The 23,482-nt window shown below is 65.2% G+C and carries 31 protein-coding genes; 12 read left to right on the forward strand and 19 right to left on the reverse strand.

Going from position 1 to position 23,482, the window contains the following annotated elements:
• Positions 1-65 precede the first annotated feature (65 nt).
• Positions 66-602 carry a DUF4402 domain-containing protein gene (locus Q0139_RS15250; RefSeq protein WP_298024043.1) on the reverse strand — a complete coding sequence of 179 codons (537 nt, stop codon included), beginning with the start codon at positions 600-602 and terminating at the stop codon, positions 66-68.
• A 99-nt stretch (positions 603-701) separates the two neighbouring features.
• On the opposite strand from Q0139_RS15250, the gene Q0139_RS15255 reads away from it, so the two are divergent.
• The 5 genes from Q0139_RS15255 to Q0139_RS15275 all read left to right on the forward strand — a co-directional run bounded on the left by Q0139_RS15255 (position 702) and on the right by Q0139_RS15275 (position 6,296).
• Positions 702-1,766 carry a type III polyketide synthase gene (locus tag Q0139_RS15255; RefSeq protein ID WP_298024046.1) on the forward strand — a complete coding sequence of 355 codons (1,065 nt, stop codon included), beginning with the start codon at positions 702-704 and terminating at the stop codon, positions 1,764-1,766.
• Positions 1,763-2,455, forward strand: coding sequence for a methyltransferase domain-containing protein (locus tag Q0139_RS15260; RefSeq protein WP_298024049.1), 693 nt, complete (start codon positions 1,763-1,765; stop codon positions 2,453-2,455). The genes Q0139_RS15255 and Q0139_RS15260 overlap by 4 nt, the downstream gene beginning before the upstream one ends.
• Positions 2,434-3,522, forward strand: a complete 1,089-nt coding sequence (locus Q0139_RS15265; RefSeq protein WP_298024052.1) for an FAD-dependent monooxygenase — start codon at positions 2,434-2,436, stop codon at positions 3,520-3,522. The genes Q0139_RS15260 and Q0139_RS15265 overlap by 22 nt, the downstream gene beginning before the upstream one ends.
• Positions 3,523-3,553: 31 nt before the next feature.
• Positions 3,554-3,949 (forward strand): peptide-methionine (R)-S-oxide reductase MsrB, encoded by a 396-nt coding sequence (msrB, locus tag Q0139_RS15270; protein ID WP_298024055.1) that lies wholly within the window; start codon positions 3,554-3,556, stop codon positions 3,947-3,949.
• A 256-nt stretch (positions 3,950-4,205) separates the two neighbouring features.
• Positions 4,206-6,296: a transglycosylase domain-containing protein gene (locus Q0139_RS15275; RefSeq protein ID WP_298024059.1), complete on the forward strand. Its 2,091-nt coding sequence runs from the start codon at positions 4,206-4,208 to the stop codon at positions 6,294-6,296.
• A 131-nt stretch (positions 6,297-6,427) separates the two neighbouring features.
• On the opposite strand, the gene Q0139_RS15280 is transcribed toward Q0139_RS15275, so the two are convergent.
• Genes Q0139_RS15280 through Q0139_RS15290 form a run of 3 tightly spaced genes read right to left on the reverse strand, consistent with a single transcriptional unit; the run spans position 6,428 to position 8,176 of the window.
• Positions 6,428-7,138, reverse strand: coding sequence for a M48 family metallopeptidase (locus Q0139_RS15280; protein ID WP_298024062.1), 711 nt, complete (start codon positions 7,136-7,138; stop codon positions 6,428-6,430).
• The gene (locus Q0139_RS15285) at positions 7,119-7,514 is read right to left on the reverse strand and encodes a YcgN family cysteine cluster protein (RefSeq protein WP_298024180.1); all 396 of its coding nucleotides are present in this window, start codon (positions 7,512-7,514) and stop codon (positions 7,119-7,121) included. The genes Q0139_RS15280 and Q0139_RS15285 overlap by 20 nt, the downstream gene beginning before the upstream one ends.
• Positions 7,515-7,561: 47 nt before the next feature.
• Positions 7,562-8,176, reverse strand: coding sequence for an SCO family protein (locus tag Q0139_RS15290; protein WP_298024065.1), 615 nt, complete (start codon positions 8,174-8,176; stop codon positions 7,562-7,564).
• Between the two features lie 60 nt (positions 8,177-8,236).
• Here Q0139_RS15290 and Q0139_RS15295 point away from each other — a divergent pair, with 60 nt between their 5' ends.
• Complete coding sequence (locus Q0139_RS15295; protein ID WP_298024067.1) at positions 8,237-8,854, forward strand: ankyrin repeat domain-containing protein; 618 nt, start codon at positions 8,237-8,239, stop codon at positions 8,852-8,854.
• Positions 8,855-8,999: 145 nt separating this feature from the next.
• On the opposite strand, the gene Q0139_RS15300 is transcribed toward Q0139_RS15295, so the two are convergent.
• From Q0139_RS15300 to Q0139_RS15345, 10 genes are all read right to left on the reverse strand, one after another.
• Positions 9,000-9,500, reverse strand: a complete 501-nt coding sequence (locus tag Q0139_RS15300; RefSeq protein ID WP_298024070.1) for an MmcB family DNA repair protein — start codon at positions 9,498-9,500, stop codon at positions 9,000-9,002.
• A gap of 53 nt (positions 9,501-9,553) precedes the next feature.
• Positions 9,554-9,895, reverse strand: a complete 342-nt coding sequence (locus Q0139_RS15305; protein WP_298024072.1) for a DUF1491 family protein — start codon at positions 9,893-9,895, stop codon at positions 9,554-9,556.
• Positions 9,892-10,368: a PaaI family thioesterase gene (locus tag Q0139_RS15310; protein WP_298024183.1), complete on the reverse strand. Its 477-nt coding sequence runs from the start codon at positions 10,366-10,368 to the stop codon at positions 9,892-9,894. The genes Q0139_RS15305 and Q0139_RS15310 overlap by 4 nt, the downstream gene beginning before the upstream one ends.
• The gene (locus Q0139_RS15315) at positions 10,361-10,828 is read right to left on the reverse strand and encodes a PTS sugar transporter subunit IIA (protein WP_298024074.1); all 468 of its coding nucleotides are present in this window, start codon (positions 10,826-10,828) and stop codon (positions 10,361-10,363) included. The genes Q0139_RS15310 and Q0139_RS15315 overlap by 8 nt, the downstream gene beginning before the upstream one ends.
• Before the next feature lie 74 nt (positions 10,829-10,902).
• On the reverse strand, positions 10,903-11,484 hold the full coding sequence (raiA, locus tag Q0139_RS15320) for a ribosome-associated translation inhibitor RaiA (protein ID WP_298024077.1): 582 nt from the start codon (positions 11,482-11,484) through the stop codon (positions 10,903-10,905).
• 64 nt (positions 11,485-11,548) lie between these two features.
• A complete protein-coding gene (gene dnaQ, locus Q0139_RS15325; RefSeq protein ID WP_298024080.1) occupies positions 11,549-12,256 on the reverse strand; it encodes a DNA polymerase III subunit epsilon in 708 nt (235 codons plus the stop codon).
• A complete protein-coding gene (gene coaE, locus Q0139_RS15330; RefSeq protein ID WP_298024083.1) occupies positions 12,244-12,858 on the reverse strand; it encodes a dephospho-CoA kinase in 615 nt (204 codons plus the stop codon). Before coaE ends, dnaQ begins: the two co-directional genes overlap by 13 nt.
• 10 nt (positions 12,859-12,868) lie before the next feature.
• The gene (locus tag Q0139_RS15335) at positions 12,869-13,675 is read right to left on the reverse strand and encodes a shikimate dehydrogenase (RefSeq protein ID WP_298024086.1); all 807 of its coding nucleotides are present in this window, start codon (positions 13,673-13,675) and stop codon (positions 12,869-12,871) included.
• Positions 13,672-14,223, reverse strand: coding sequence for a Maf family protein (locus Q0139_RS15340; RefSeq protein WP_298024089.1), 552 nt, complete (start codon positions 14,221-14,223; stop codon positions 13,672-13,674). The genes Q0139_RS15335 and Q0139_RS15340 overlap by 4 nt, the downstream gene beginning before the upstream one ends.
• A gap of 32 nt (positions 14,224-14,255) precedes the next feature.
• The gene (locus Q0139_RS15345; protein ID WP_298024093.1) at positions 14,256-15,086 is read right to left on the reverse strand and encodes a pyruvate, water dikinase regulatory protein; all 831 of its coding nucleotides are present in this window, start codon (positions 15,084-15,086) and stop codon (positions 14,256-14,258) included.
• A gap of 325 nt (positions 15,087-15,411) precedes the next feature.
• On the opposite strand from Q0139_RS15345, the gene hemE reads away from it, so the two are divergent.
• From hemE to Q0139_RS15365, 4 genes are all read left to right on the forward strand, one after another.
• Positions 15,412-16,449, forward strand: coding sequence for a uroporphyrinogen decarboxylase (hemE, locus tag Q0139_RS15350; RefSeq protein ID WP_298024096.1), 1,038 nt, complete (start codon positions 15,412-15,414; stop codon positions 16,447-16,449).
• Positions 16,446-16,892, forward strand: coding sequence for a CopD family protein (locus Q0139_RS15355; protein WP_298024099.1), 447 nt, complete (start codon positions 16,446-16,448; stop codon positions 16,890-16,892). Before hemE ends, Q0139_RS15355 begins: the two co-directional genes overlap by 4 nt.
• Before the next feature lie 157 nt (positions 16,893-17,049).
• Entirely contained in the window at positions 17,050-18,306 is a 1,257-nt protein-coding gene (rho, locus tag Q0139_RS15360; protein WP_298024102.1) for a transcription termination factor Rho, read from the forward strand.
• 22 nt (positions 18,307-18,328) lie between these two features.
• The gene (locus tag Q0139_RS15365; RefSeq protein WP_298024105.1) at positions 18,329-19,051 is read left to right on the forward strand and encodes a TerC family protein; all 723 of its coding nucleotides are present in this window, start codon (positions 18,329-18,331) and stop codon (positions 19,049-19,051) included.
• Between the two features lie 4 nt (positions 19,052-19,055).
• Here Q0139_RS15365 and Q0139_RS15370 read toward each other — a convergent pair whose 3' ends face one another.
• From Q0139_RS15370 to Q0139_RS15390, 5 genes are read right to left on the reverse strand one after another with little or no spacing between them, the layout of a single operon-like run.
• A complete protein-coding gene (locus tag Q0139_RS15370) occupies positions 19,056-19,946 on the reverse strand; it encodes a retroviral-like aspartic protease family protein (RefSeq protein WP_298024109.1) in 891 nt (296 codons plus the stop codon).
• 53 nt (positions 19,947-19,999) lie between these two features.
• The gene (locus Q0139_RS15375; RefSeq protein ID WP_298024112.1) at positions 20,000-20,392 is read right to left on the reverse strand and encodes a nuclear transport factor 2 family protein; all 393 of its coding nucleotides are present in this window, start codon (positions 20,390-20,392) and stop codon (positions 20,000-20,002) included.
• A 19-nt stretch (positions 20,393-20,411) separates the two neighbouring features.
• On the reverse strand, positions 20,412-20,699 hold the full coding sequence (locus Q0139_RS15380) for a hypothetical protein (RefSeq protein WP_298024115.1): 288 nt from the start codon (positions 20,697-20,699) through the stop codon (positions 20,412-20,414).
• Entirely contained in the window at positions 20,696-21,403 is a 708-nt protein-coding gene (locus Q0139_RS15385; RefSeq protein ID WP_298024118.1) for a dienelactone hydrolase family protein, read from the reverse strand. The genes Q0139_RS15380 and Q0139_RS15385 overlap by 4 nt, the downstream gene beginning before the upstream one ends.
• Entirely contained in the window at positions 21,391-21,867 is a 477-nt protein-coding gene (locus Q0139_RS15390; protein ID WP_298024120.1) for a methylated-DNA--[protein]-cysteine S-methyltransferase, read from the reverse strand. The genes Q0139_RS15385 and Q0139_RS15390 overlap by 13 nt, the downstream gene beginning before the upstream one ends.
• Positions 21,868-21,895: 28 nt before the next feature.
• On the opposite strand from Q0139_RS15390, the gene Q0139_RS15395 reads away from it, so the two are divergent.
• Positions 21,896-22,168, forward strand: coding sequence for a DUF6489 family protein (locus Q0139_RS15395; RefSeq protein ID WP_298024123.1), 273 nt, complete (start codon positions 21,896-21,898; stop codon positions 22,166-22,168).
• A gap of 18 nt (positions 22,169-22,186) precedes the next feature.
• On the forward strand, positions 22,187-23,470 hold the full coding sequence (gene mnmE, locus Q0139_RS15400; RefSeq protein WP_298024126.1) for a tRNA uridine-5-carboxymethylaminomethyl(34) synthesis GTPase MnmE: 1,284 nt from the start codon (positions 22,187-22,189) through the stop codon (positions 23,468-23,470).
• Positions 23,471-23,482 lie beyond the last annotated feature (12 nt).

Raw genomic sequence — 23,482 nt, forward strand, 5'->3', positions numbered from 1 at the left:
AACGCGCTTCAGATTTTCCGAAGAGATGTGGTTAACGTGGAATAAATTTTCGACGACGGCCCAGCCTATTCGTATTCGGCGGAAATCCTTAATCTTCCCCGGAAATTTCCGGCATCGGTACCGTCGACATCGATCCGCCCGCCGATCCGGAATTCCAGCCGGCCGTCGGCATCGAGCCGCGGCTGGCCCGGAAGCGTACTGCTAAGGTTCGTCAATTCGATGCGGTCGCCACCCGCCGCGCGCAATTCGATCGTGGCCGGCAGGTCGACGCGGACGGCGCGATTCGGCTGCCCCCGCAACGTCACCCGCGCGGTCACGGCAAGTCCGCCCATATCGCCCAGCCCGCCATAGGTTCGGCGTTGCCCGGTTACCGGATCGAGTTCGGCGGAGCCGCCGGCGTCGCTGAGTACCGCATAGCGCGCGAATTCGAGATCGGTCTCGATATCGATACGCAACGGCCGGCCCGGCAATATGCCGCCAAGGCCCGGCGGGCCGTCTCCGCACAGCCGGCATTGCTGCGCGCTGGCGGGAGCCGGCGCGACAGCCATGACGACCGCGCAGCCAATTGGCACAAAGGCGGAAATGACGGGTTTCACGGGCATCATTTTGCGCCATTTTGCGTCTACAATTCGTTAACTGTGGTAATTGCGCGATGCCCGGCCCAGATAGGCCGCGTCGCAATCGGAAAGTTCTCCCGCCCCTTGTCCCAGCCCGTCCCGCATATCAACGCGCTCGCCACCGCGACGCCCGATCACGACATCCATGCCGCCTTTATCGGCTGGGCGCGCGAGCAATTGTCGGATCCGCGGGAACGCGCACTTTTCGAACGAATGGCGAAGCGCGCGGAGATCGGCCATCGCTGGTCCGTGCTGCCGAAAACGGCCGATGGCGGCTCGCCGATCGCCCCGGGCGGCTTTTACGCCGACGGAATGCCGCCGACATCGGCGCGAATGGCGGTTTACGGCAAAGCGGCCCCGGAACTGGCCGAAGCCGCCGTTCGCGGCCTGCCCCACCTTTCCGGCATTACCCATCTCGTCGTTGCCAGTTGCACGGGCTTCACCGCGCCCGGGATCGACCAGTTGCTCGCCGATCGGCTCGGCCTGCCCGGCACCATCGAGCGGGTCCTGGTCGGTTTCATGGGCTGTTACGGCGCGGTCACGGCGCTGCGCACGGCGCGGCATATCGTGCGGTCCGAACCCGATGCGCGCGTGCTGGTGGTGACGGTCGAGCTTTCGACGCTGCATCTGCAGCCCGAAGCGGCGCTGGAGCCGCTGCTCGCGATGCTTCTTTTCGGCGACGGCGCGGCGGCGGCGCTGGTGACGGCCGACAAGGCGGGAATGACGCTGGAAGCCCCGTTTTCGGCCACGCTCCCCGATTCAGGCGAACTGATCCAATGGGCCGTGGGCGACACCGGTTTCGCCATGCACCTTTCGGGCGAAGTGCCCGGCCTGATCGCCGAGGCGCTGAGCGATGGAGGCTTTCGCGAAGCCTTGTGCGGCGGCGCGCCATGCGAGGCGATCGACGGCTGGGCCGTCCATGCCGGGGGGCGCTCGATCCTCGATGCCGTTCAAAAGGGCCTCGAACTCGATCCGGGCGCGCTCGACGTCTCGCGCAGCGTGCTCGGCGACCATGGCAATATGTCCTCGGCAACGCTGATGTTCGCGCTCGAACGCGTAATGGCCGGGCCGCCCGTCGAACGCGGCGTCGCGCTCGCCTTCGGTCCGGGGCTGGCCGCCGAGGGCTTCGGCTTTTCGAGCGCATCATGACCGGGCTTGCCGCCCGCACCATCGCCGAAGAGCAGATGGATGCGGCGGACCTGCCGCCCGAAACCTATGCCAGGGTCCTCGAAGACCTTGAAAGAGCCAATCGCTGGACCTTTTCGGCGCGCCCGACGCTGGGCTTTCTGAAGCGTGCTGTCGGCGATCGGCGGGAATTCTCGCTGCTCGACGTCGGGTTCGGCGAGGGCGGGATGCTTCGCGCGATCGCGCAATGGGCGCGAAGACGCGGTATTGCCGCCCGACTGACCGGGGTCGATCTCAATCCGAAGAGCCGCGCCGCCGCCGAGGCAAAGACGCCCGCCGAACTCGGCATCACCTATACGACCGGCGATTATGCCGATCTCGGGCGGTTCGATCTGATCGTGTCGAACCTCGTCGCGCACCATATGACGCCCGACCAGCTCACGGCGTTCATCCATCACATGGAGGCGAACGCGAAAATCGGCTGGTTGATCAACGATCTCCACCGGCACCGCTTTGCCCATGGCGGCTATCCGCTGCTCGCGCGGATCATGGGCTGGCACCGCATCGTGCGCGAAGACGGGACGCTGTCGATTGCCCGCAGCTACCGCCCGCATGAATGGCCGCCGATTCTGGCGGCGGCAAGCATCGCGCCCGAAACCGCGCGCGTGTTCCGCGCCTTTCCCTTCCGGCTATGCGTCGAACGGCTGCGCTGATCGTCGGCGGTGGGCCGGCCGGATCGGCCGCCGCCATCGCGCTCGCGCGCGGCGGGGCGGAGCCGGTGCTCGTCGAGCGGCAAGCCGAGATCGGCGATGCATTATGCGGCGGATTTCTAAGTTGGCGGACGCTGGCGCAGCTCGACGCCCTGGGCCTCGATCAGGGCCAGCTCGGCGGACATCGGATCGATCGCGTGGCGATTTTCGCCGGAGATCGCACGAGCGAGTCGAAATTGCCGCACCCATCCATGGGTCTTTCGCGCCACAGGCTCGACACCCTGCTGCTCGCGCGCGCTAAGGCCGAAGGAGCCGCGATCCTGCACGGGATCGGCGCGCGATCCGCAGCGGGCCCCGGCGAAGTTCTGCTCGACAATGATGACGTCATGGACGCAGACGCGCTGTTTCTCGCCACCGGCAAGCACGAGCTGCGCGGGCTGAAACGCGACGCGGTGCCCGAAGAGGATCGCTGGATGGGGCTGCGCTACCGCTTCGCGCCGAACGCGGCGATGACGCGGCTTTGCGCAGGCGCGATCGAGCTGCATCTGTTCGACCATGGCTATGCGGGGCTGCTGCTGCAGGAGGACGGCAGCGCCAATCTGTGCATGGCGCTGCGCAAATCGCGACTGAGCGAGGCGGAAGGCGATCCGGCCTCGCTGCTCGAACGGCTCGTATCGGACCATCCGGCGCTGGCGCAGCGCGTGGAGGCGGGCGCGCCGGTCGCGCAGGACGCCATCGGGCTTGTCCCCTATGGCTGGCGGGCGCGCGAGACGCAGCCGGGCCTGTTCCGGCTGGGCGACCAGGCCGCGGTCATTCCGTCACTGGCGGGCGAAGGACTCGGTATTGCGATCGCCAGCGGCACGGCCGCCGCCGAAGCCTATCTTGTCGGCGGGCCCGATGCGGCGCCGCGCTTCCAGCGCGACTTCGCCCGGCGCGCGAAAAGGCCACTGGCGCTGGCCGGGCTGTTCAAATCGCTGGCCGAGAAGCCTGCGAGCGCCATTCGCCTGGCCCGTCTGGCGCGATTGCCCGGCCTGGTGTCGCTGGCCTCGCGCCTGACTCGCATCGCTTGAACGGACGCGGCGCAACGGCCATATTCGCGCCATGGAAAAGCTCGACCTGACAGACGCCGAATGGCGCGACCGCCTGACCCCCGAACAATATCATGTGCTGCGCGAAGCGGGCACGGAACGGGCGTTCGGCGGCAAATACAACGACAACCATGCGGACGGCGTCTATCATTGCGCCGGATGCGGCCTTCCGCTGTTCGACAGCCGCGACAAATATGACAGCGGTTCGGGCTGGCCCAGCTTCACCAGGCCGATCGACGAGGAAGCCGTCGCCGAAAAGACCGACCAGTCGCACGGCATGGTGCGCACCGAGAGCCTTTGCGCGCGCTGCGACGGCCATCTCGGCCATGTCTTCCCCGACGGCCCTCCGCCCACGGGCCTGCGTTACTGCATGAACAGCCTGTCGCTGGATTTCGAGGAGAGGGAATAGGGATCTGATCGTCAGACTCGATCTTTCGGTCGAGCGCCGCACCGGCCCGCACCCCCACCCGGCCTCCCACGAGTGTATACTGAATGGGAGGCCGGGTGGGGGTGCGGGCCGGTGCGGCGATTTTCCGGCAGGAAAATTCTGACAATCAAAATCCACACGCCAACGAAAGCAAAGCCTCTCCTCCCCCGATTCACTCCCCATTCAGCCGCAGGATTGGCTTGTGAGCGCTCAGGTTCGCGCTTAGGGCAAACGCAGCATGGCGGCATCACGAGCATCTGAGCGCGGATGGTTCTGGCGCTTCACGATCGGCACGATCAAATATGGGCTGTATTTCGCCCTTCTGGCCCTCGTCGCGCTCGTCGTGGCGGTCGGCATCGCGATGTCGTCGCTGCCCGATTACGAGACGCTGCAATCCTCGCCCAACGGCCAGACGGTGCGCGTCCGCGCCGCCGACGGCACGGTCATTTTCGCCATGGGGCCGAGCTATGGCCAGTGGCTCGACTATGAAGAAATTCCCGAAGTCATGCGCGACGCGATGATCGCGGTCGAGGATCGCCGGTTCGAGAGCCATTTCGGCGTCGATCCGATCGGCGTCGCCCGCTCGGTCCGCGTCCGTATCCAGCGCGGCGCATGGACGCAGGGCGGTTCGACGATCACCCAGCAGCTGGCGCGCAACCTGTTCCTCACCAACACCCGCACCTTCGGCCGCAAGATCCGCGAGATGATCCTCGCGCTGGCGATGGAGCGGACATACTCCAAGGAGCAGATCCTCGAACTCTACCTCAATCGCGTTTATTTCGGCGGTGGCGCTTACGGGATCGACGCGGCTTCGCGGCGTTTCTTCGGGCATAGCGCGCGCGAGCTCGACCTGTCCGAAGCCTCGGTGATCGCCGGTCTCGTCAAGGCGCCGTCGCGCTATTCGCCGACGGCCGATGCCGAAGCCGCGATCGGCCGCGCCGGCGTCGTGCTGGACCTGATGGTCGAAACCGGCGCGATTACGCAGGCACAGGCCGATGCGGCCGAGCCCACCGAAGTCCGCCTCGCGCCGCAGCCGCGGCAGAACAGCGTGCGCTATTTCACCGACTGGGTGCTGGCCCAGCTCGACACGGTGGTCGACGAGACGCGCGCGCCGCTCGATGTCTGGACGACGCTCGACCTCGACATGCAGGCGCGTGCCGTCAACTCGATCCGCGCGCATACGCCGGCCGGGGCGCAGGGCGCGCTCGTCGCGCTCGATCGCGACGGCGCGGTCCGATCGATGGTCGGCGGCACCGATTACGTTACGTCAAACTACAACCGCGCCGTCACCGCCGTGCGCCAGCCGGGATCGGCCTGGAAGCTGTTCGTCTATCTCGCCGCGCTGGAAAACGGTTACACGCCCGAGGACCGGGTCGTCGACGAACCGGTCGAATGGGATGGCTGGCAGCCGCGCAACAGCGGCGGCCGCTATTCGGGCGAGATCGATATCCGCACCGCCTTCGCCTATTCGGTCAATACCGTTGCCGCGCAATTGGGCGCGGAAGTCGGCACGTCGACCGTCGCCAATATGGCGCAGCGTTTCGGCATCACCACGCCGATCAACACCCATCCCTCCATGGTGCTCGGCACCTCGGAAGTCCGCGTCATCGACATGGCCCGGGCCTTCGCCGCGGTGCAGGCGCGCGGCGTCGCGATCCAGCCCTATGGCATCGTCAAGGTGACGATGGAGGATCGTGATACACAGGAGGAGATCGAACTCTACCGCGCCGAGGTCGATATGTCGCGCGTCCTGGTCGCGCCCTATGTCGCCGCCGAAATGACCGACCTGCTGCAGACGGCGGTCAACACCGGCACCGGCCGCGCCGCGCAGATCGGCCGCCCCGTGGCGGGCAAGACGGGGACGACAAGTTCGAACAAGGACGGCTGGTTCATCGGCTTTTCGAGCGGATTGACCACGGCGGTCTGGATGGGGCGGGACGACGCGCGGCCCGTTGGCGGGCTGCAGGGCGGACGGGCGCCCGCGCGCGCCTTTTCCGACTTCATGCGCTATGCCGTGGCGAGCCGCCCGATCGAGGAATTCGATACCGAGGTGACGCTGCCCGACTGGCAGCTCGAGGGCGAGGACGACGCCTATTTCGGCGATCCCTATGAGGACGACATCTTCGTCGACGAGAACGGCATGCCGATCGAGGATCCGCGCGGCTATGCCGAACCGTCGCCCTATGACGATTACGGCGTGCCCGAAGAAGAGATGGACGACGAGTTCTTCGACGAGGCGCTCCGCCGCCGGCGGCGCGATCCCGAACCGGTCCCGGTACCCGACCGCCGACCGCCGCCCGCCATTCGCGGCGACGATCCTGTTCTTTAGGGTCTGACTTTCTCGTCATTGCGAGGAGCCGAAGGCGACGCGGCAATCCAGAGCCGCGCGCGTTTCAAATTGCGGCTCTGGATTGCTTCGCTGCGCTCGCAATGACGGTGCGTGGAGAACGCGATGACGCCCTACACGCCCACCCGGTAGAGCCCCGCCCCATGCTCGCGCAGCCAGCGCCGCTCGGCCTTGGGTTCTCGGCCCAACAGCTCGGCGACCAACGCATGGAAGCGCGGTGAATGGTCCATATACACGCGGTGCGCGACCTCATGCGCGACCGTCGCCGACAGCACCTCGGGCGGCGCCATAACGAGCCGCCAGTTGTAGCGAATTGCCCCCGACGACGCGCAGCTTCCCCAGCGGCTGCGCGCATCGCCGATCGCGACCTTCGAAACGGTGACGCCCGCAATGGCCGCATAGTGATGCGTCTCCTCGGTCAGCACACGCTTCGCCTCGGTCTTGAGCCAGCGGAGGACACGCCCCGCCAGCGCCTCATCAGGACCACCGAGACCTAACCTGCCATCGGCCAATCGCACTGTGCGGGGCCGCGACTCCTCCCAGTCGATGGGAAGTTCCGCGCCGCGATAGGGAATCGTCCCGCCCGCAAATATCGGCCGGTCTTCCGGTACCTTCGCGAGCTCGCCCTCGATCCATGGCCGCTGCTCCTCGGCCCAGGCCAGCGCCCGTTTCAGGCTCGCCCGCTTCGGCATCGTCATCAGGACACGCCCGTCGCGCGGGTCGACGCGCAGGCGCAGCCCGCGCGATTTCGGATGGCGGCGCACGACCAGCGACCGTTCGACGCTACCGCCCGCGAAAACGAGATCAGAGCTCGCGGTCGACAATATGATGTTCCAGATTACCTGCCTTGAGCTCGGATATCGTCCATCCGCGCACCGATTCGCCCGCTTCATGCACCGCCTCGCGATCGCCGCAGACGAGATAATGCCAGCCGGGAAGCGACTCGCCCTCGGCGACCAGCCGATAGGCGCAAGTGCGCGGCAGCCAGGTGATCTTGCGCATCTTGCGCGCCGTCAGCCGCAGGCAATCGGGGACGATCGCCTTGCGGTGGCGATAGTCGGTACAGCGCGCCTGTTCGATATCGAGCAATTTGCAGGCGACGTTCGTTGGCGCGATCTCTCCGGTGTCCGCGTCCTCGACCTTGTGCAGACAGCATTTGCCGCAGCCGTCGCACAGCGCCTCCCATTGCCCGCGATCCATCTTCGCAAGCGGCGTGGTTTCCCAGAATCGCGCCGGTTCGGCCACGCTCAGGAGGCCCAACGGTCGATTTCGGCGGCGACGTCCTCGGGCGATGCACTCATGTCGAGATTGACGAGCGGCTCGCCTTCGGGGCCGTACATGATGACATTGTTGCTGTGATTGACAAGATAGCCCTCGGCGTTCTGGCCTTCGGGAATTTCGGCATAGGAGCCATAGCGCTGCACCATGTCCGCCAGCACCTCGGGCGATCCCGTCAGCCCCAGCAGGCGCGGGTGGAAACTGTCGGTGAACTCGGTCAGCACTTCGGGCGTGTCGCGCCCCGGATCGACGCTGATGAAGATCGGCTGGACGCGCGCGGCGAGATCGGCGTCGCGCTCTTCCAGAGCCCGCATCGCCTGGCCGAGCTTCTGCATGTCCACCGGGCAGACATCGGGGCAGAAGGTGTAACCGAAATAGATCAGCCGGTATTCGCCCGCGAAATCGGTATCGCGCACCGTCTCGCCGGTTTCGCTGGTCAGTTCGAACGGTCCGCCCATCGCCGCGCCTTCGAGCGGCGGCGGACCCGGCGGCGCATCGCCTTCGCCCGCGCCGCCCGAACAGGCGGCGATGGCAGCGGCAACGAGAAGAGCAAGGAGCGTACGGGTGCGGCGAAGATCGTTCATGACAGCGCCAGCCATGCTTTGCTAAGGCTGTGCTGACAAGGCTCAACAGGACCGGTTTTCATGCGTTTTCGTGTTTTTCGACCTCTTGCCGCCCTGGTGGCGGCGATCGGCATTGCGGCCATTGCGATGCCTGCCAGCGCGCAATATACCTCGCGCTACGAATTTCTGAACGGCGTGCGCAATGGCGATTTCGAAGCCGTGCGCGCCGCGGTCGAACAACCCGGCTCGACGGTGATCAACGCGCGAGAGGAGCGCACCGGCGACGGCGCGCTTCATATTGTGACTCGCAATCGGTCCCTGCAGTGGCTGCTCTACCTGCTGCGCGCGCGCGCGAACCCGAACCTGACCGACCGCGATGGCAATACTGCCCTCCATATCGCGTCACAAATCGGCTGGGCCGAGGGCGTGCACTGGCTCAACGTCGTACAGGCCAATGTGAATGCGACGAACGGCCGCGGCGAAACACCCCTGGTGCTGGCCGTGCAGCAGCGCAATTCCGAGATTGTCCAGCAGCTGATCGAGGCCGGCGCCGATCCCGATATCACCGATGCCGTCGTCGGCCGATCGGCGATGGATTATGCCCGGCAGGATCCGCGCGGCGGCCAGATCCTGTCGATCCTCGAGAGCGCACAGCCGCGCGAAGAGCAGCGGCAGGTGGTGGGGCCGGTTCTGGACTGAGGGTTTGTTTGTCAGAAAATTCCTAACGGAATTTCGCCGCACCAGCCCGCACCCCCTCCCGGCCTCCCACTGAGTGTATCCTGGATGGGAGGCCGGGTGGGGGAGCGGGCTGGTGCGGCGCTCGACCGAAGGTCGAGTCTGACAATTAGAGCTCCCCGAAATTCGGATCGTCGAGCGCCAGCAGCCGCGCCGCTGCGCGGCGCGCAAAGCGCAGTGTTTCGGCCTTGCGCCGGGACGCAGCCGTCTTGCGCAGGGCCGCCTCGCGCGCCACGGCCGCGTCATAGGCGTCCGCAACGAGAAGCCCGGCCAGTTCGGGCTGCAAATCCTCCCGATCGAACAATGAAAGATCGAAACCCTGCGGCACAGCCCAGAAATAACGGTCGCAATAATCGAGATAGTCGGGCCATTTTCTGTCGCCGAGCAGGTCGGCGCGGCTGACCTTGATCTCGACGATGGTGATCGCGCCCTTTGCGTCGAGCGCCATGATATCGGCGCGCCGGCCATTGCCGAGCGAAACTTCGCACAAGGCGATCAGTCCCTGACGAAAGAAGAGCCGCGAGACGCCGCGCGCGACATCGCGCGCCACGGGCGAATCGTCGAAACAGGGCTCCCCGGTCAGCTGCGCGGATTCGCTTTCAGCATCCATGCCGCCGCGATAGAACAGATGCGGAACTTTTGGAAGCGCCGGCCGCCTGCCGGTCAGTCGATGCCGACCATTTGCTGCAGCCAGTCGGGATCCTCGATCCCCTCGATCTCGACCACCCAGATATCGGGATCGAAGCGGCGGCGCTTTTCGAGATATTCGGCATAGTCGGAGGCCCCCGAACCGGCTTCGGGGCCCGTGGCGCGCCAGATATAGCGGTCGTCGGGGCCGAGGCCGCGCTCAAACATCGCTTGCGTGTCGCCGCGCGGCGCCCAGGCGACAATGACCGCGCCGGAGATCGCATCGCCATGCGACAGGACCATCGCCCCGCCGCCCGCCGCTTCCGCACTGCGCCGCAACGCCCCCACCAGCATGTCGCTCGTGATCCGGGCGTTCACGCCGGAAACTCGTACCCGTCGAGCGAAGACAGCGGGATCTTCGATTTCATAAAGGTGCCCGTGCCCCGCGCCGCCTCTTCGCCATCGGCATCGAGCAGGCGCGATTCGGCAACGAAGACGCGCCGGTGCCCGCTGATCCAACGGCCTTCGGCGGTGATCGGACCGGCTTTGAGCGGGCTGGTGAAGAGCAGGTTGAACGCCGTGGTCAGCAGAAATCGGTCCGACACGAGGCTGTTCGCGGCGTAGAATCCGGCATCGTCGAGCATCTTGAAATAGCTCGTCCCGTGCGCGGCGCCGGCGGCGTGATAATGCGCCTCGGTCAGTTCGAACCGGATGCGCGCGAAACCCGATTCGACGATTTCGAGCGACGAGTTCCAGAGCCGGTTGATCGGCGCCGAATCATAAAGCGATTCGAGCGCGCGAAAATGCGCGGCGGCCCCGGCAAGCGGCGGCGAAGGCGCTTCGTCAGGCAGCGTCGGCCTCTTCGCGATGGGCGAGCAGAGCGAACAGCGCGTCGGGCGAACGCGCGCCGCGGAGCTTGGCGACGAACGCGCGGTCGCGGAACTGGCGGCTGATCCGGGCAAGCGCGCGCAGATGCGACGCGCCATCATCGACAGGTGAGAATAGCGCGAAGACGCAATCGACCGGCATATCGTCGACCGACTGATAGTCGATCGACTCGGCGAGCCGCATGAAGACCCCGAAGGCCCTGTCGATGTCGGGCAGTCGGCCGTGCGGGATCGCGATGCCGCCGCCGAAACCGGTCGTTCCCAGCGCCTCGCGCTCGTTCAGCCGGTCGACGATGATATCGGCATCGACGCCCGAAAGCAGGCCGGCCTTGGCGGCCAGCGTCCGCATCAGATCGGCCTTGGTGACGACGGCCACGCCATAGACGATGCCGTCGGGCGACAGCAGGTCTTCGAAATCAGTCATATCCCATATCCCGACCCCCCGAACGGGCAGGCCCTTTGCTCCAGATACACAATGGCGGCGCCGGTGGTATCGCCTCAGGCGGCGCGATCGGGCTCTACCCAGCCGATCGTGCCGTCGCGGCGCCGATAGACCATGTTATATACCCCGGTGTCCGAATTTTTGAAGAGCAGCGCATTGGTATCGCGCAGATCGAGCATCCAGACGGCGCTCGACACGCCGGTTTCCGGAACGTCGATACTGGTTTCGGCGACGATCGGCGGATTGTCCGCCTGTTCGGCTTCCTCTTCGGCCCCCTGAAAAACCGTATAGCCTGCGCTCGGCTCGGCCCAGGCAGGCGCCTCGCCATTGTTCTTGTGGTGATCCTTGAGCCGGTTCATGTGCCGCCGCAGCTGCTTTTCGACCCGCGTCGCCGCGTCCTCGAAGGCGGCATGCGCGTCGCCCGCGCTCGACGCTTCGGCACGCAGCGTCACGCCCTGCATGATGTGCGAGACGATGGCGCAGGAAAAACCGTGATCGTGCGGACCTTTTCCGAAGGTTACCTGGGAAGAAATTGCGCGCGAGAAATATTTGTCCGCGATGCCCGACATGCGCTCCTCGACATGTTCCTTCAGCGCATCGCCTGTTTCGACCTGATGTCCCGATACACGAATTTCCATTTGGCTACCTTTCTTCCAGAATTCCGGCCAGAACGGCCTGGGCGTGCATCATCAACGCGCGCCCTCACTCTTTGTTCGCCGCCACCTCCCAAAGCGGATCCTTCAATGTGCCGACAAAAGCGGCGTGCCGTTCGCGCTCCGCCTCGCTCGCTTGATGCGGACGCGCGGGACGAACAGGGCGCGACAGTTGCACGACATCGGCATCGCCGCTGTGCCGGCCGTCACCCGCCGGTTCGTCTTCGACGAGGGTGAGGCCGATCTGTCGCCCGCCCATCAATTCGACATAGACCTGCGCCAGCAGCTGCGCGTCGAGCAGCGCGCCGTGGAGGACGCGCTGCGACCGATCGATCCCGAACCGCGTGCACAAGGCGTCGAGGCTGTGCTTGGCGCCGGGATGGCGGGTCCGCGCGATGGCCAGCGTATCGACCATACGCTCCATCGCCACCGCGTCGCGCGCGCAGCGCTTCAGCTCGGCATTGATGAAGCCGAAATCGAAATTGGCATTGTGCGCGACGAGCGGGCTGTCGCCGATGAATTCGAGGAAAGCCTCGCATTCCTCATGGAACAGCCGCTTGGACGCGAGAAACGCGTCCGAAAGCCCGTGCACGGCATAGGCCTCGCTCGGCATGTCGCGTTCGGGATTGAGATAGACGTGGAAGGTGCGGCCCGTTTCGACACGGTTGACCAGCTCGATGGCGCCGATCTCGACGAGCCGGTGCCCGTCAGCGGGGCTGAGGCCGGTCGTTTCCGTATCGAAAACTATCTCGCGCATTGCTTGCAATATTGGACGTCATGGGCGCGGAGGCAAGTGACAAGTGCGTCGACCTGGCGCTCCGTCTCGGCCAGCGGAACGCCGGTATCGATAACGAAATCGGCGCGTTCGCGCTTTTCCGAATCGGGCAGCTGCAATTTGAGGATATGCGCGAATTTTTCCTCGCTCATCCCGGGGCGGGCGAGGACGCGTTCGCGCTGGACGTCAGTGGGCGCGGAAACGACGATCACGCCGTCGAGTCCGGCTTCGCCCGTCTTCTCGTAGAGCAGCGGGATATCGAACACGACCATCGGCGCATTGGCATGTTCCTCGAGAAACGCGCGCCGCGACAGACCGACCGCCGGGTGGACGAGTTCTTCGAGCGCGGCCAGTTTCTCCGCATTGCCGAGCACGGCTTTCGAGAGTTTCGCACGGTCGACGCCTTCCGGCCCCGTCGTTCCGGGAAAGACCGCTTCGATCGCATGGACGAGATCGCCGCCCGGCCCCTGCAGCCGGTGCACCTCGGCATCGGCATCGAAAACGGGGACGCCATTGCCCGCGAACATCGCGGCGACGGTGGACTTGCCCATCCCGATCGACCCGGTGAGGCCCAAGATCATCATGGTCGCATCATCATCTCGTCAGAAGCTCCCGCAATTCGGCGTCATGATCGCGCGGCGCGGGCGCGTCGAAAAACAGTTCGAACGCGGCCGCGGCCTGACCGATCAGCATTTCCAGACCGTCGACCGTATCGAGTTCTCGCGCGCGCGCCGCGCGCAACAGCGGCGTTTCCAGCGGGGCATAGACGAGATCGTAGACCACTGCATCCTCGGGCAGCGGCGACAGATCGAGATCGAGCGGATCCTGTCCCTTCATGCCGAGCGGGCTGGCATTGGCGAGGAGTGCGGCAGGCGGCAGCGGTGCATCCAGCGGCAGCGCCTCGCCTTTCAGCCCGAAATGCGCGAGCAGCGCCGCGCCCTTGAGCGGGGTGCGATTGAGCAACGTGACCGGGCCCACATCGGCTTTCGAGAGCGCGAACAATACCGCCCGCGCCGCGCCGCCGGCACCCAGGACGATCGCCGGCGCGCCGGAAAGCGGCATATCCGCGATCGGCGCGAAAAAGCCAGCGGCATCGGTATTCGTCCCGATCAGCGCGTCGCCGTCGCGCAGGACGGTGTTGATCGCGCCGATCGAATCGCGCACGCCGCCGCGATCCTCGACATGATCGAGCGCCGCAACCTTGTGCGGAATGGTGATATTGCAGCCGCGCCAGTCCGGATCGGTGCGCCGTTCGGCGAAATAGTCCCCGAGCGTATCGGGCATCACGCGGTGCGCACGGTAATCGGCCTCGATCCCCAGCTTTTCGAGCCAGAACCCGTGGATCAGCGGCGATTTGGAATGGGCGATCGGATCGCCGATCACTTCGGCATAGGCCGTCATGACGCCACCACCCCGCGCACGCGCAGATAATCGAGCAGCGGGAGGAGCGGCAGTCCGCGGATCGTGAAATCGCTACCCTCGATGCGGGAGAAAAGCTGCACGCCCATCGCCTCGAGCCGATAGGCGCCGGCGCAATAGCCGATTTGGGGCCATTCGGCATCGAGATAGGCGGCGAGGAAATCATCGGAAAAATCGCGCATCGTCAGCCGCGCCGTATCGATATGCCGCCAGACCGGGAGGCCGCCCTCGCAGATCACCATCGCGCTATGCTGTGCATGGCGCTCGCCGCGCAGCCGTTTCAGATGCACCTCGGCTTCCTTGCGGTCCGCCGGCTTGTCGAAGATCCGTTCCTCCAGCGCAGCGACCTGGTCGCAACCGAGCACCAGCGCTTCCGGATAACGCGCCGACAGCTTCGTCGCCTTCAGCTCGGCGAGCGCATCGGCGAGATCGCGCGGGCCGATCCCGTCGGCGAGCAGCGCCGCCTTGGCTGCGTCCTCGTCCACGCCTGCCGTCATGGCGTCGAACGGGACTCCCGCCGCCTCGAGCATCGAGCGGCGCGAGGCGCTTTGCGAGGCGAGAATCAGGCGGATGTCGATTCTCCCCCGGCGCGCCTGTCCGACACGATGTTGAGGATGGCTGCCGCGCTTTCCTCGATCGACCGGCGCGTCACATCGATGACCGGCCATTCATTGTCGGCAAAGATGCGGCGCGCGAAGGCGACCTCCTTCTTCACCCGTTCATTGTCGACATAATCGGTTTCGGGCGCCTGGTTCAGCGACAGCAGCCTGTTGCGCCGCACTTGCACAAGCCGGTCGGGACTCGTCGTCAGCCCGACCACGATCGGATGCTTGAGCCCGTAGAGCGATTCGGGCGGCGGCGATTCGGGGACGAGCGGGATATTGGCGACCTTGAAACCGCGATTGGCGAGATAGATGCTCGTGGGCGTCTTCGAAGTGCGCGACACGCCGGCAAGGACGATATCGGCCTCCTCCCAGTCTTCGGACGCCAGCCCGTCGTCATGCGCGATCGTATACTGGATCGCTTCGACGCGGCTGAAATAGGCGGCATCGAGCATGTGCTGCCGCCCCGGCCGTTCCTTCGCCTCCATGCCGAGCATATGCGAAAGCGCATCGATCACAGGGTCGAGCGCCGATACGGCCGGCAGCCCCATCATCCGGCAGCGGTCTTCGAGGCGCGCGCGGACATTGTGGTCGACCATCGTGAACAGGATCAACCCGGGCTGCTTGCCGACATCCTCGAGCACGCGGTCGAGATGGCCTTCGGTGCGGACCATCGGCCAGAAATGCTTGATCGTCTCGACATCGTCGAACTGTGCCAGCCCCGCCTTGGCGATGTTTTCGAGCGTTTCCCCCGTCGAGTCCGAGATCAGATGGAGATGCAGGCGGATCATCGAAGGGAAGCGGCTCCTGTTGCGGACAGACTTGTGGAAAAGCCTCTCGATCGCGCTAGCGGAAATCGGAGGATCGAAGCAAGCGGCACGCTTTCGGATTCGGTGCGGGATTCCATCCGGCGAGTCTTGCACAGGGCCGCTGATTCAATCACAGGCTGTGGATTGCGGGGACGCCGGAATCGACTCCGGCGGAATCTCTTGGGCCGATCCGAGTCAAGCTGTTGGCATGGAGCGGCGCGCCGAATAAACCCCGCTGCCAAGCCGCCAACCACTTCATCAAGATTCTTATATAATATAAGAATAGATATTAGAGGGCCTGCCCGAATTGACCGTTCCGACCGACAAGCCCTTGCTCGCCGTGCTGTCAGGGGAGCGGCGGGATCCCCCTCCCTTCTGGCTCATGCGCCAGGCGGGGCGCTATCTTCCCGAATATCGCGAGCTGCGGGCAAAGAAGGGCGGGTTTCTCGATCTCGTCCATGACAGCGAGGCTGCGGCCGAGGTCACGCTGCAACCGATCCGCCGTTTCGGCATGGCCGGCGCGATCCTGTTTTCGGATATCCTGACCGTTCCGCATGCGCTGGGGCAGGATCTGCGGTTCGTCGCGGGCGAGGGGCCGCGTCTCACGCCGATTCTTTCGGAGCACGGGTTGGACGAGCTGACTCCCGATCTGACGCTGCTCGACCCGATCTACGAGACCGTGCGGCTTGTTGCCGGTGCATTGCCCGATGAAACCACCTTTCTCGGCTTTGCGGGCGGCCCCTGGACGGTGGCGACCTATATGGTGGCGGGGCAGGGCAGCCGCGACCAGGCCGAGACGCGCCGCCTTGCCTATGGCGACCCGGAACGGTTCGGCGCGATCATCGATGCGATCGCCGCGCTGACGATCGACTATCTTTCCGCGCAGATCGATGCTGGAGTCGATGCCGTCCAGCTCTTCGACAGCTGGGCGGGAAGCCTGTCGCCGGCGCAATTCGAACGCTGGGTGATCGCGCCGACGGCGGGAATCGTCGCAGCGCTCAAGCAGCGCCATCCCGATACGCCGGTCATCGGCTTTCCCAAAGGGGCGGGCGGAAAGCTCGGGCCTTATGCCCGCGAGACGGGCATCGATGCGATCGGGCTCGACGAGACGGTCGATCCCGCATGGGCACATCGCGAGCTGCCCGACGCCATGCCGGCACAGGGCAATCTCGATCCGCTGGCGCTGATCGCGGGCGGCGAGGAGTTGCGCGCCGCGGTGGCCGATATCCGCCGCGCGCTCGCCGGCCGCCCGCATATCTTCAATCTCGGCCATGGCATCCTGCCCGACACGCCGATTGCCCATGTCGAAGCGCTGCGCGATATGCTAGCCGAACCGCTGCAATGAGCGAAACGCTTGCCCTTGCCTATCCGTGGCTGAAGGCCGCGCATCTGATCTTCGTCATCTTCTGGATGGCGGGGCTGTTCATGCTGCCGCGCTTTTTCGTCTATCATCAGGAAGCGCCCGAAGGGTCCGACGAGGCAAAGGCCTGGGTCACGCGCGAGGACAAGCTGGCGACGATCATCATGAACCCGTCGATGCTGATCGTTTGGGTGCTGGGCCTCGCGCTGGCCTATACGGTCGATGCCTGGATGCAGCCCTGGTTCCATGCCAAGCTGCTGCTCGTCGTCCTGCTGTCCGGCTATCAGGGCTGGCTGATGAGCTATCGCAAGAAGCTCGCGGCGGGGGAGCGGCCGATTTCGGGGCGGCGGATGCGGATGCTCAACGAAATTCCGGGCATCGCGGTCGCGCTGATCGTGATCCTCGTCATCGTGCGGCCCTTCGGCTGAACGGTCGCGTTCGAATCTTGACTTGAGCCTGCGCCGCTCCTAACTCGGCCCTCAAGAGCGCGCCCGTCCGCGGCAGCGCAATCCATTTCCCGGCACCCGAAATTCCAACCTTCCCGGCGCCGTATTCCCAAACATCCGTTGGTTCAGGACACCACACATGCATCTGAAAGATTTGAAACAGAAAAGCCCGGCCGAACTCGTCAAGATGGCCGAGGATCTGGGCGTCGAGGGCGCCTCCACGCTTCGCAAGCAGGACCTGCTGTTCGGCATCCTCAAGGTCGAGAGCGAAAATGGCGAGCAGATTTTCGGCATGGGCACGATCGAGGTGCTGCCGGACGGCTTCGGCTTTCTGCGCAGCCCCGAGGCGAACTATCTCGCCGGCCCCGACGATATCTATGTCTCGCCCAATCAGGTCCGCAAATTCGGGCTTCGCACCGGCGACACGGTCGAAGGCGAAATTCGCGGGCCCAAGGACGGCGAACGCTATTTCGCGCTGACCAAGGTCGTGCAGATCAATTTCGACGATCCCGAATATCTCCGCACCCGCGTCAATTTCGACAACCTCACCCCGCTTTATCCCGATGAACGGCTGAAGCTCGAGATCGAGGACCCGACGATCAAGGACAAGACGGGGCGTGTTCTGGATGTGGTCGCGCCGCTCGGCAAGGGCCAGCGCTGCCTGATCGTCGCGCCGCCGCGCGTCGGTAAGACGATCATGATGCAGAACATCGCCAAGGCGATCGCGGTCAACCACCCCGAATGCTACATGATCGTGCTGCTCATCGACGAGCGGCCCGAGGAAGTCACCGACATGCAGCGCACGGTGAACGGCGAGGTCGTGTCCTCGACCTTCGACGAACCGGCGACGCGCCACGTCCAGGTGGCCGAAATGGTGATCGAAAAGGCCAAGCGCCTGGTCGAGCACAAAAAGGATGTGATCATCCTGCTCGACAACATCACCCGCCTCGGCCGCGCCTACAACACGGTCGTGCCGAGCTCGGGCAAGGTGCTGACCGGCGGTGTCGACGCCAACGCGTTGCAGCGTCCGAAGCGCTTTTTCGGCGCCGCGCGCAATATCGAGGAAGGCGGCTCGCTGACCATCATCTCGACCTCGCTGATCGATACCGGCAGCCGCATGGACGAGGTGATCTTCGAAGAGTTCAAGGGCACCGGCAATGCCGAAATCGCGCTCGATCGCAAGGTCGCCGACAAGCGCATCTTCCCCGCGCTCGACGTAGGCAAGTCCGGCACGCGCAAGGAAGAGCTGCTCGTCGACAAGGATACGCTGTCCAAAATGTGGGTGCTGCGCCGGATCCTCATGCAGATGGGCACGGTGGACGCGATGGAATTCCTGCTCGACAAGATGAAGGATTCGAAGACAAACGCCGATTTCTTCGATTCGATGAACCAGTAGCGCCGGAGCGCGTTGGCCCGATATGTTCGAACTTCTGAGCCAGATTTCCCACGCCGCGCCCGAACTCGGTTCGTTGACCGATATCTGGGGCGCGATCGTCAACGATTTCCGGAACATCACCGAGCCGGCCGCCTTTGCGGCATTCCTGCAGGTGCTGGCGATCGACATCGTGCTGGCCGGCGACAATGCGATCGTCGTCGGCGCACTGGCCGCGGGCCTGCCGCCGGACCAGCGGCGCAAGGTCATCATCATCGGCGTCATGGCCGCGCTCGTCCTGCGGATCGCCTTTGCGCTCGTGGTGACGCAGCTGATGCAGATCGTCGGTCTGATCTTTATCGGCGGACTGCTGCTGATCTGGGTCGCGTGGAAAATGTGGCGCGAGGTGCGCGAAGGCGCGATGTCCGCCGGTTCGCCCGAAATAGAGGGCGACGAGCATTCGGGACTCAAGCCGGCGAAGAGCTTCGCCGGTGCCGCTTGGGCCGTCGCCGTAGCGGACGTTTCGATGAGCCTCGACAATGTGCTCGCCGTCGCCGGCGCGGCGCGCGAGCATCCCGGGATCCTGATCGTCGGCCTGATCTTCGCGGTCGCGCTGATGGGCCTCGCGGCGAACATCATCGCCAAATATATCGAGCGCTATCGCTGGATCGCCTATGTCGGCCTCGTCGTGATCCTCTATGTCGCGGTGAAGATGATCTACGAGGGCTGGGTCGATCCGAGCGTCGGCATCGGCACCTTCTTCGGCTGACGGGCTAACGCGCGATCAGCAATCGGCTGCGCGGATAATCGAGGACGAAGCGGCGATCGGCGAGCGCCTCGATGCCGAGGATCATCGCCGGCCGCCCCTCCATGCCGAGTGCGTCGAACAGCGCGAGATCGGCGACGCCGAGGCGCGAGGGGCCGAACTGGGCGCCGCCCAGCGCGAAGCCCGACAGGTCGAACTGGTTCATGATCTGCACCTGGCCGGAAGCGCCGAAGACGCCTGTTTCCGATGCGCTTTCGGGGATCTGCTCGATGCCGAGCGCGCGGGCGGCCGCGGTATTCACGTAATTCTGCACCGCCCCGGTATCGACGAGCGCGGGGAGCGTCAGCCCGCCGATCCGCGCTTCGACGATCAGGAAACCGTCGCGCCGTTGCCAGGCGGGAATGCTGTCCCATCGCGTTTCGCCGCTCATGCGCAGGAAATCCGTTCGGCGGGCGTGGAGCCGCATGGCCCGCCCCGGCATGTCGAATTCGACGACATGACGCCGCAGGATATCGGCGCCCAGCAGTCCGTCCGCACGAACTTCGCGCGCCTGGGCGGGCAGGTTGAACGCCCCGAGTTCGCTGAAACGCCGGTTGCCGATGGCGAGGCTGGCGAGGCGGTAATAGTCGAGCGCCGTGTTGCCCGTGGCTCCGCGCAGTTCGGCCGGGAGGCCCGATGGACGGATGCGCAGCCGGCGGATCGTCGCTTCCGACAGCATGGTCTGCGTCGCCGCGCTGTCGACGATAAATCGCGCCGGCGTCCCGTTGTTGAGCAGCACCTCGACCTGCGGCAGGCCGAGCCACGGCGTTTCGATGCGAAGCTCGGTCGCCCGCTGCGCTGCCGCGGCTGGCGCGAGCATGGCAATGGCGAGAAGCGCGCTGATCAGGCGGAGCAACATGATGCGCGCCTGCCTGCCCGGCGGTGAACCGGCATTGAACGGCATCTCGGTCGTCAGTTGGCGCGTTCGAGCTGCGCGCCCATCATCTCCCAGACCTTGTTGACCGCCTTCAACGGCCGGACGAGGACCTTGAAATCCTGGATCAGCCCGTCTGCATTCCAGCGGATGATATCGACGCCGTTGACATGGATGCCGTCCATCTCGGCAGTGAATTCGAGCAGCGCGTTGTCGCCTTCCGCGAACATGCGGACATATTCGAATCTGTTGCCGGAGAAGACGTGATCGGCGGCGGCGAGATAGGCGAAGACCTTTTCGCGGCCTGCTTGCGGCGTGTGCACGACCGGCGAATGGAAGACGGCGTCCTCGGCCAGCATGGTCCGGAGCGTGTCGTGATCGGGGTTATCGATATAGGCCAGCCAGCGCTGCAGATTCGGATTGTCGGTCATCGGTTTTCCTTGTCGCCGGTCAAATCAGCGGAATGGCGCGCCATGGCACGTCGATCGGCCCGGGCCAATCCGGCAGGTCGTCCGACTCGATCAGACGGCCGGGCTGTGTGTTCATGTGTCCGGTTTCGTGCCATTTCACAATATCGCCTGCCGCAAGCTCGGCTTTTTCGAGCAACAATATCGGATCGCCGAAGACCGCACGGGACGTGACCCGCTTTCGTTGCAGCCAGCCGCGCTCGGTGGCAACGAGCGTCAGCGTCCGGCCGCCGAAGAGGCGGCGTCGGTCGCTGATCAGCTGGAATTTCATCCAAGGTTCTGGGCGAAGAACTCCATCGTTCGCCGATCCGCCAGCGTGGCGCCTTCCTCGTCGCGGCGGTCGCCAAATTCGGTGGCGAAACCGTGATCGAGACCTTCATAGTCGTGCAGCGCGACTTTCGGATGGTCGTCCAGCCCCTCGTGCATCGCCTTTTGCGCGTCCTTGTCGACGAAATGATCCTCGGTCGGAACGTGCAGCAGCACCGGATGGGCGATGGCGTGTTTTTCGCCGAGCAGGCCGTCGATCCCGACGCCGTAATAGCCGACGCTGGCGTCGATATCGGTCCGCGCTGCCGTCATGAAGGCGAGCCGGCCGCCAAGGCAGTATCCGACGCAGCCGACCTTGGCGCGGCCTTCGCCCTTCAGCTCGTCGCGCGCGGCATGGATCGTCGCCTCGATATCGCGGACGCCCTGATCCTGGTCGAACTTGCCCATCAGCTCAATGGCGGCCTGGAATTCGTTCGGGATGTCGGGATCGAGTTCGACGCCCGGTTCGAGCCGCCAAAAGAGATCGGGCGCGAGCGCGAGATAGCCCTGCTCCGCCAGCTTGTCGCATTTGCGGCGGATGCCGGCGTTTACACCAAAAATCTCCTGGATGACGATGATCGCGGCCTTGGCGCCGCCTTCCGGTTCGGCGCGATAGGCCTTGAACATCTGTTCGCCGCTCAATGTGGGGATTTCGATCATGCCGCCCATAGCCGGGGCTCCTTCCGATTTTCCAGTTGCAACAAGTGTCTCTTGGTCTCAACGCCTTCGCCACCTGAATAGTGCCCGATACTCCCCTTCGTGCCGATGACCCGGTGACAGGGGACGACGATCGGGAAGGGGTTGCGGCGGCAGGCCTGGCCGATGGCGCGCGGCCCCGAGCCGATCCGGCGCGCAACCTCGCCGTAACTCTGCATCTCGCCATAGGGGATGGCGACGATGGCGGCGCGGAGTGCGTTGCCGCGTTCCGATTGTAGCGGTGCCAGCGGCAGGTCGAAGGCTTCGAGCGTGCCGGCGAAATAGGCGGCGAGCTGCGCCGCGGCTTCGTCGAGCAGGGGATGACCGGAGGCGTCGTCGGGGGCCTTGCCGCCGATGATGGTAATGGCCTCCAAGGCCTCTTCGCCGGCCGTCAAACGGATCGCGCCGAGCGGACTTGCGACGATACGGCAGGTCATGGACGCGGTTTCGCGCATTGCGTATGGAATGGCCAGTTCTTTCTGGGAGAAGGCGCACATGAAAGTCACCGTCGATGTCGATTGCACGCCCGAAGAGGCGCGCCGCTTTCTCGGCCTGCCCGATCTGGGGCCGGTTCACGACGTCTATCTCGACAAGCTCAAGGAAACGATGAGTGAAGGGATCACGCCCGACACGATCGAGAAGCTGATGAAGAGCTGGGGGCCGATGAGCGAGGCCGGGCTTTCGATGTGGTCGCGCTTTTTCGATCAGATGGGCGGCGGCTCCTCCAAGAACAAATAGCATCGTCCCCAAAGCGGCATGAGCGACGACACGATCTTCGCGCTGTCCACGGGCGGCCTGCCGAGCGCGATCGCGGTGCTGCGTATGAGCGGACCGCAGGCGGGCGAGACGGTATCGACCTTGGCTGGTGCACTCCCTGCGCCGCGTACGGCGAGTCTGAGACTCTTGCGCGATCCTGGGACCGGCGACCCGATCGACCGCGCCCTGGTCCTGTGGTTTCCCGGGCCGGAGACGGCCACGGGCGAAGATGTTGCCGAGTTTCATATTCATGGCAGCCGTGCAGTGGCCGCGAGATTGCGCGAAACGCTCGGCGCTATGGCCGGACTGCGCGCGGCCGAAGCGGGAGAGTTCACCCGGCGCGCCTTTCTGAACGGACGGATGGACCTGGCGGCGGCCGAGGGACTGGGCGATCTGCTGGAGGCGGAGACCGAAGCGCAACGGCGCCATGCCCTGCGCGTCGCCGAGGGCGGGTTGGGAGCGAAGATCGGCGAGTGGCGCGATCGGCTTCTCGGTGCGGAGGCACGGCTCGAGGCGGTGCTGAACTTCTCCGATGAGGGCGATGTCGACGAAGGCGATGAGAGATTTGCCCTGGAGCTAGCGGAGTCTGTCCAATGTGAAATGCAGGACATGCTGGACGCGCCGCCGGCGGAGCGGTTGCGGGACGGCGTTCGCGTCGTTCTTGCCGGCCCGCCCAATGTCGGCAAGTCGACGCTTTTCAACGCGTTGGTGGCGCGCGAGGCAGCGATCGTCTCGCCGACGGCCGGGACGACACGCGATGTGATCGAGGCGCCGGTCGATATGGCGGGTATCCCGATGGTGCTCTGCGATACGGCCGGACTTCGCCTGGCCGGTGACGATATCGAAGAGGAAGGCGTGCGCCGGGCGCGCGACCTGCTGAACCGGGCGGATATCGTCCTATGGCTGGGCGCGGCGGGCGAAGCACCTCAGCACGATCGCGTGATCGAGCTTGCGGCCAAGGCGGATATCGATAGCGCTGAGCGGGACGAAGGCGTGTTGGTGCTATCCGCTGTCAGCGGCGTGGGGATGGCCGCTTTGCGCGATGAGTTGGTCCTGATGGCGCGCAACCTGCTTCCCGGCGACGGCGAATATGCGCTCAACGCGCGGCATCGCGACATTGTGCGCGAGGCGGCGGTGATATTGACGCAGGCGGAGAGTGGCGATTGGATCCTGCTCTCGGAAACGCTGCGCCAGGCACGCCGGGTTCTCGACCGGCTGACCGGCGAAAGCGGTGTCGAGGATATGCTGGATGCGCTGTTCGGACGGTTCTGCATCGGCAAATAGCGCGCGTGTTTC

The sequence above is a fragment of the uncultured Parasphingopyxis sp. genome, from assembly GCF_937129435.1.
In the GTDB taxonomy this organism is placed as follows: domain Bacteria; phylum Pseudomonadota; class Alphaproteobacteria; order Sphingomonadales; family Sphingomonadaceae; genus Parasphingopyxis.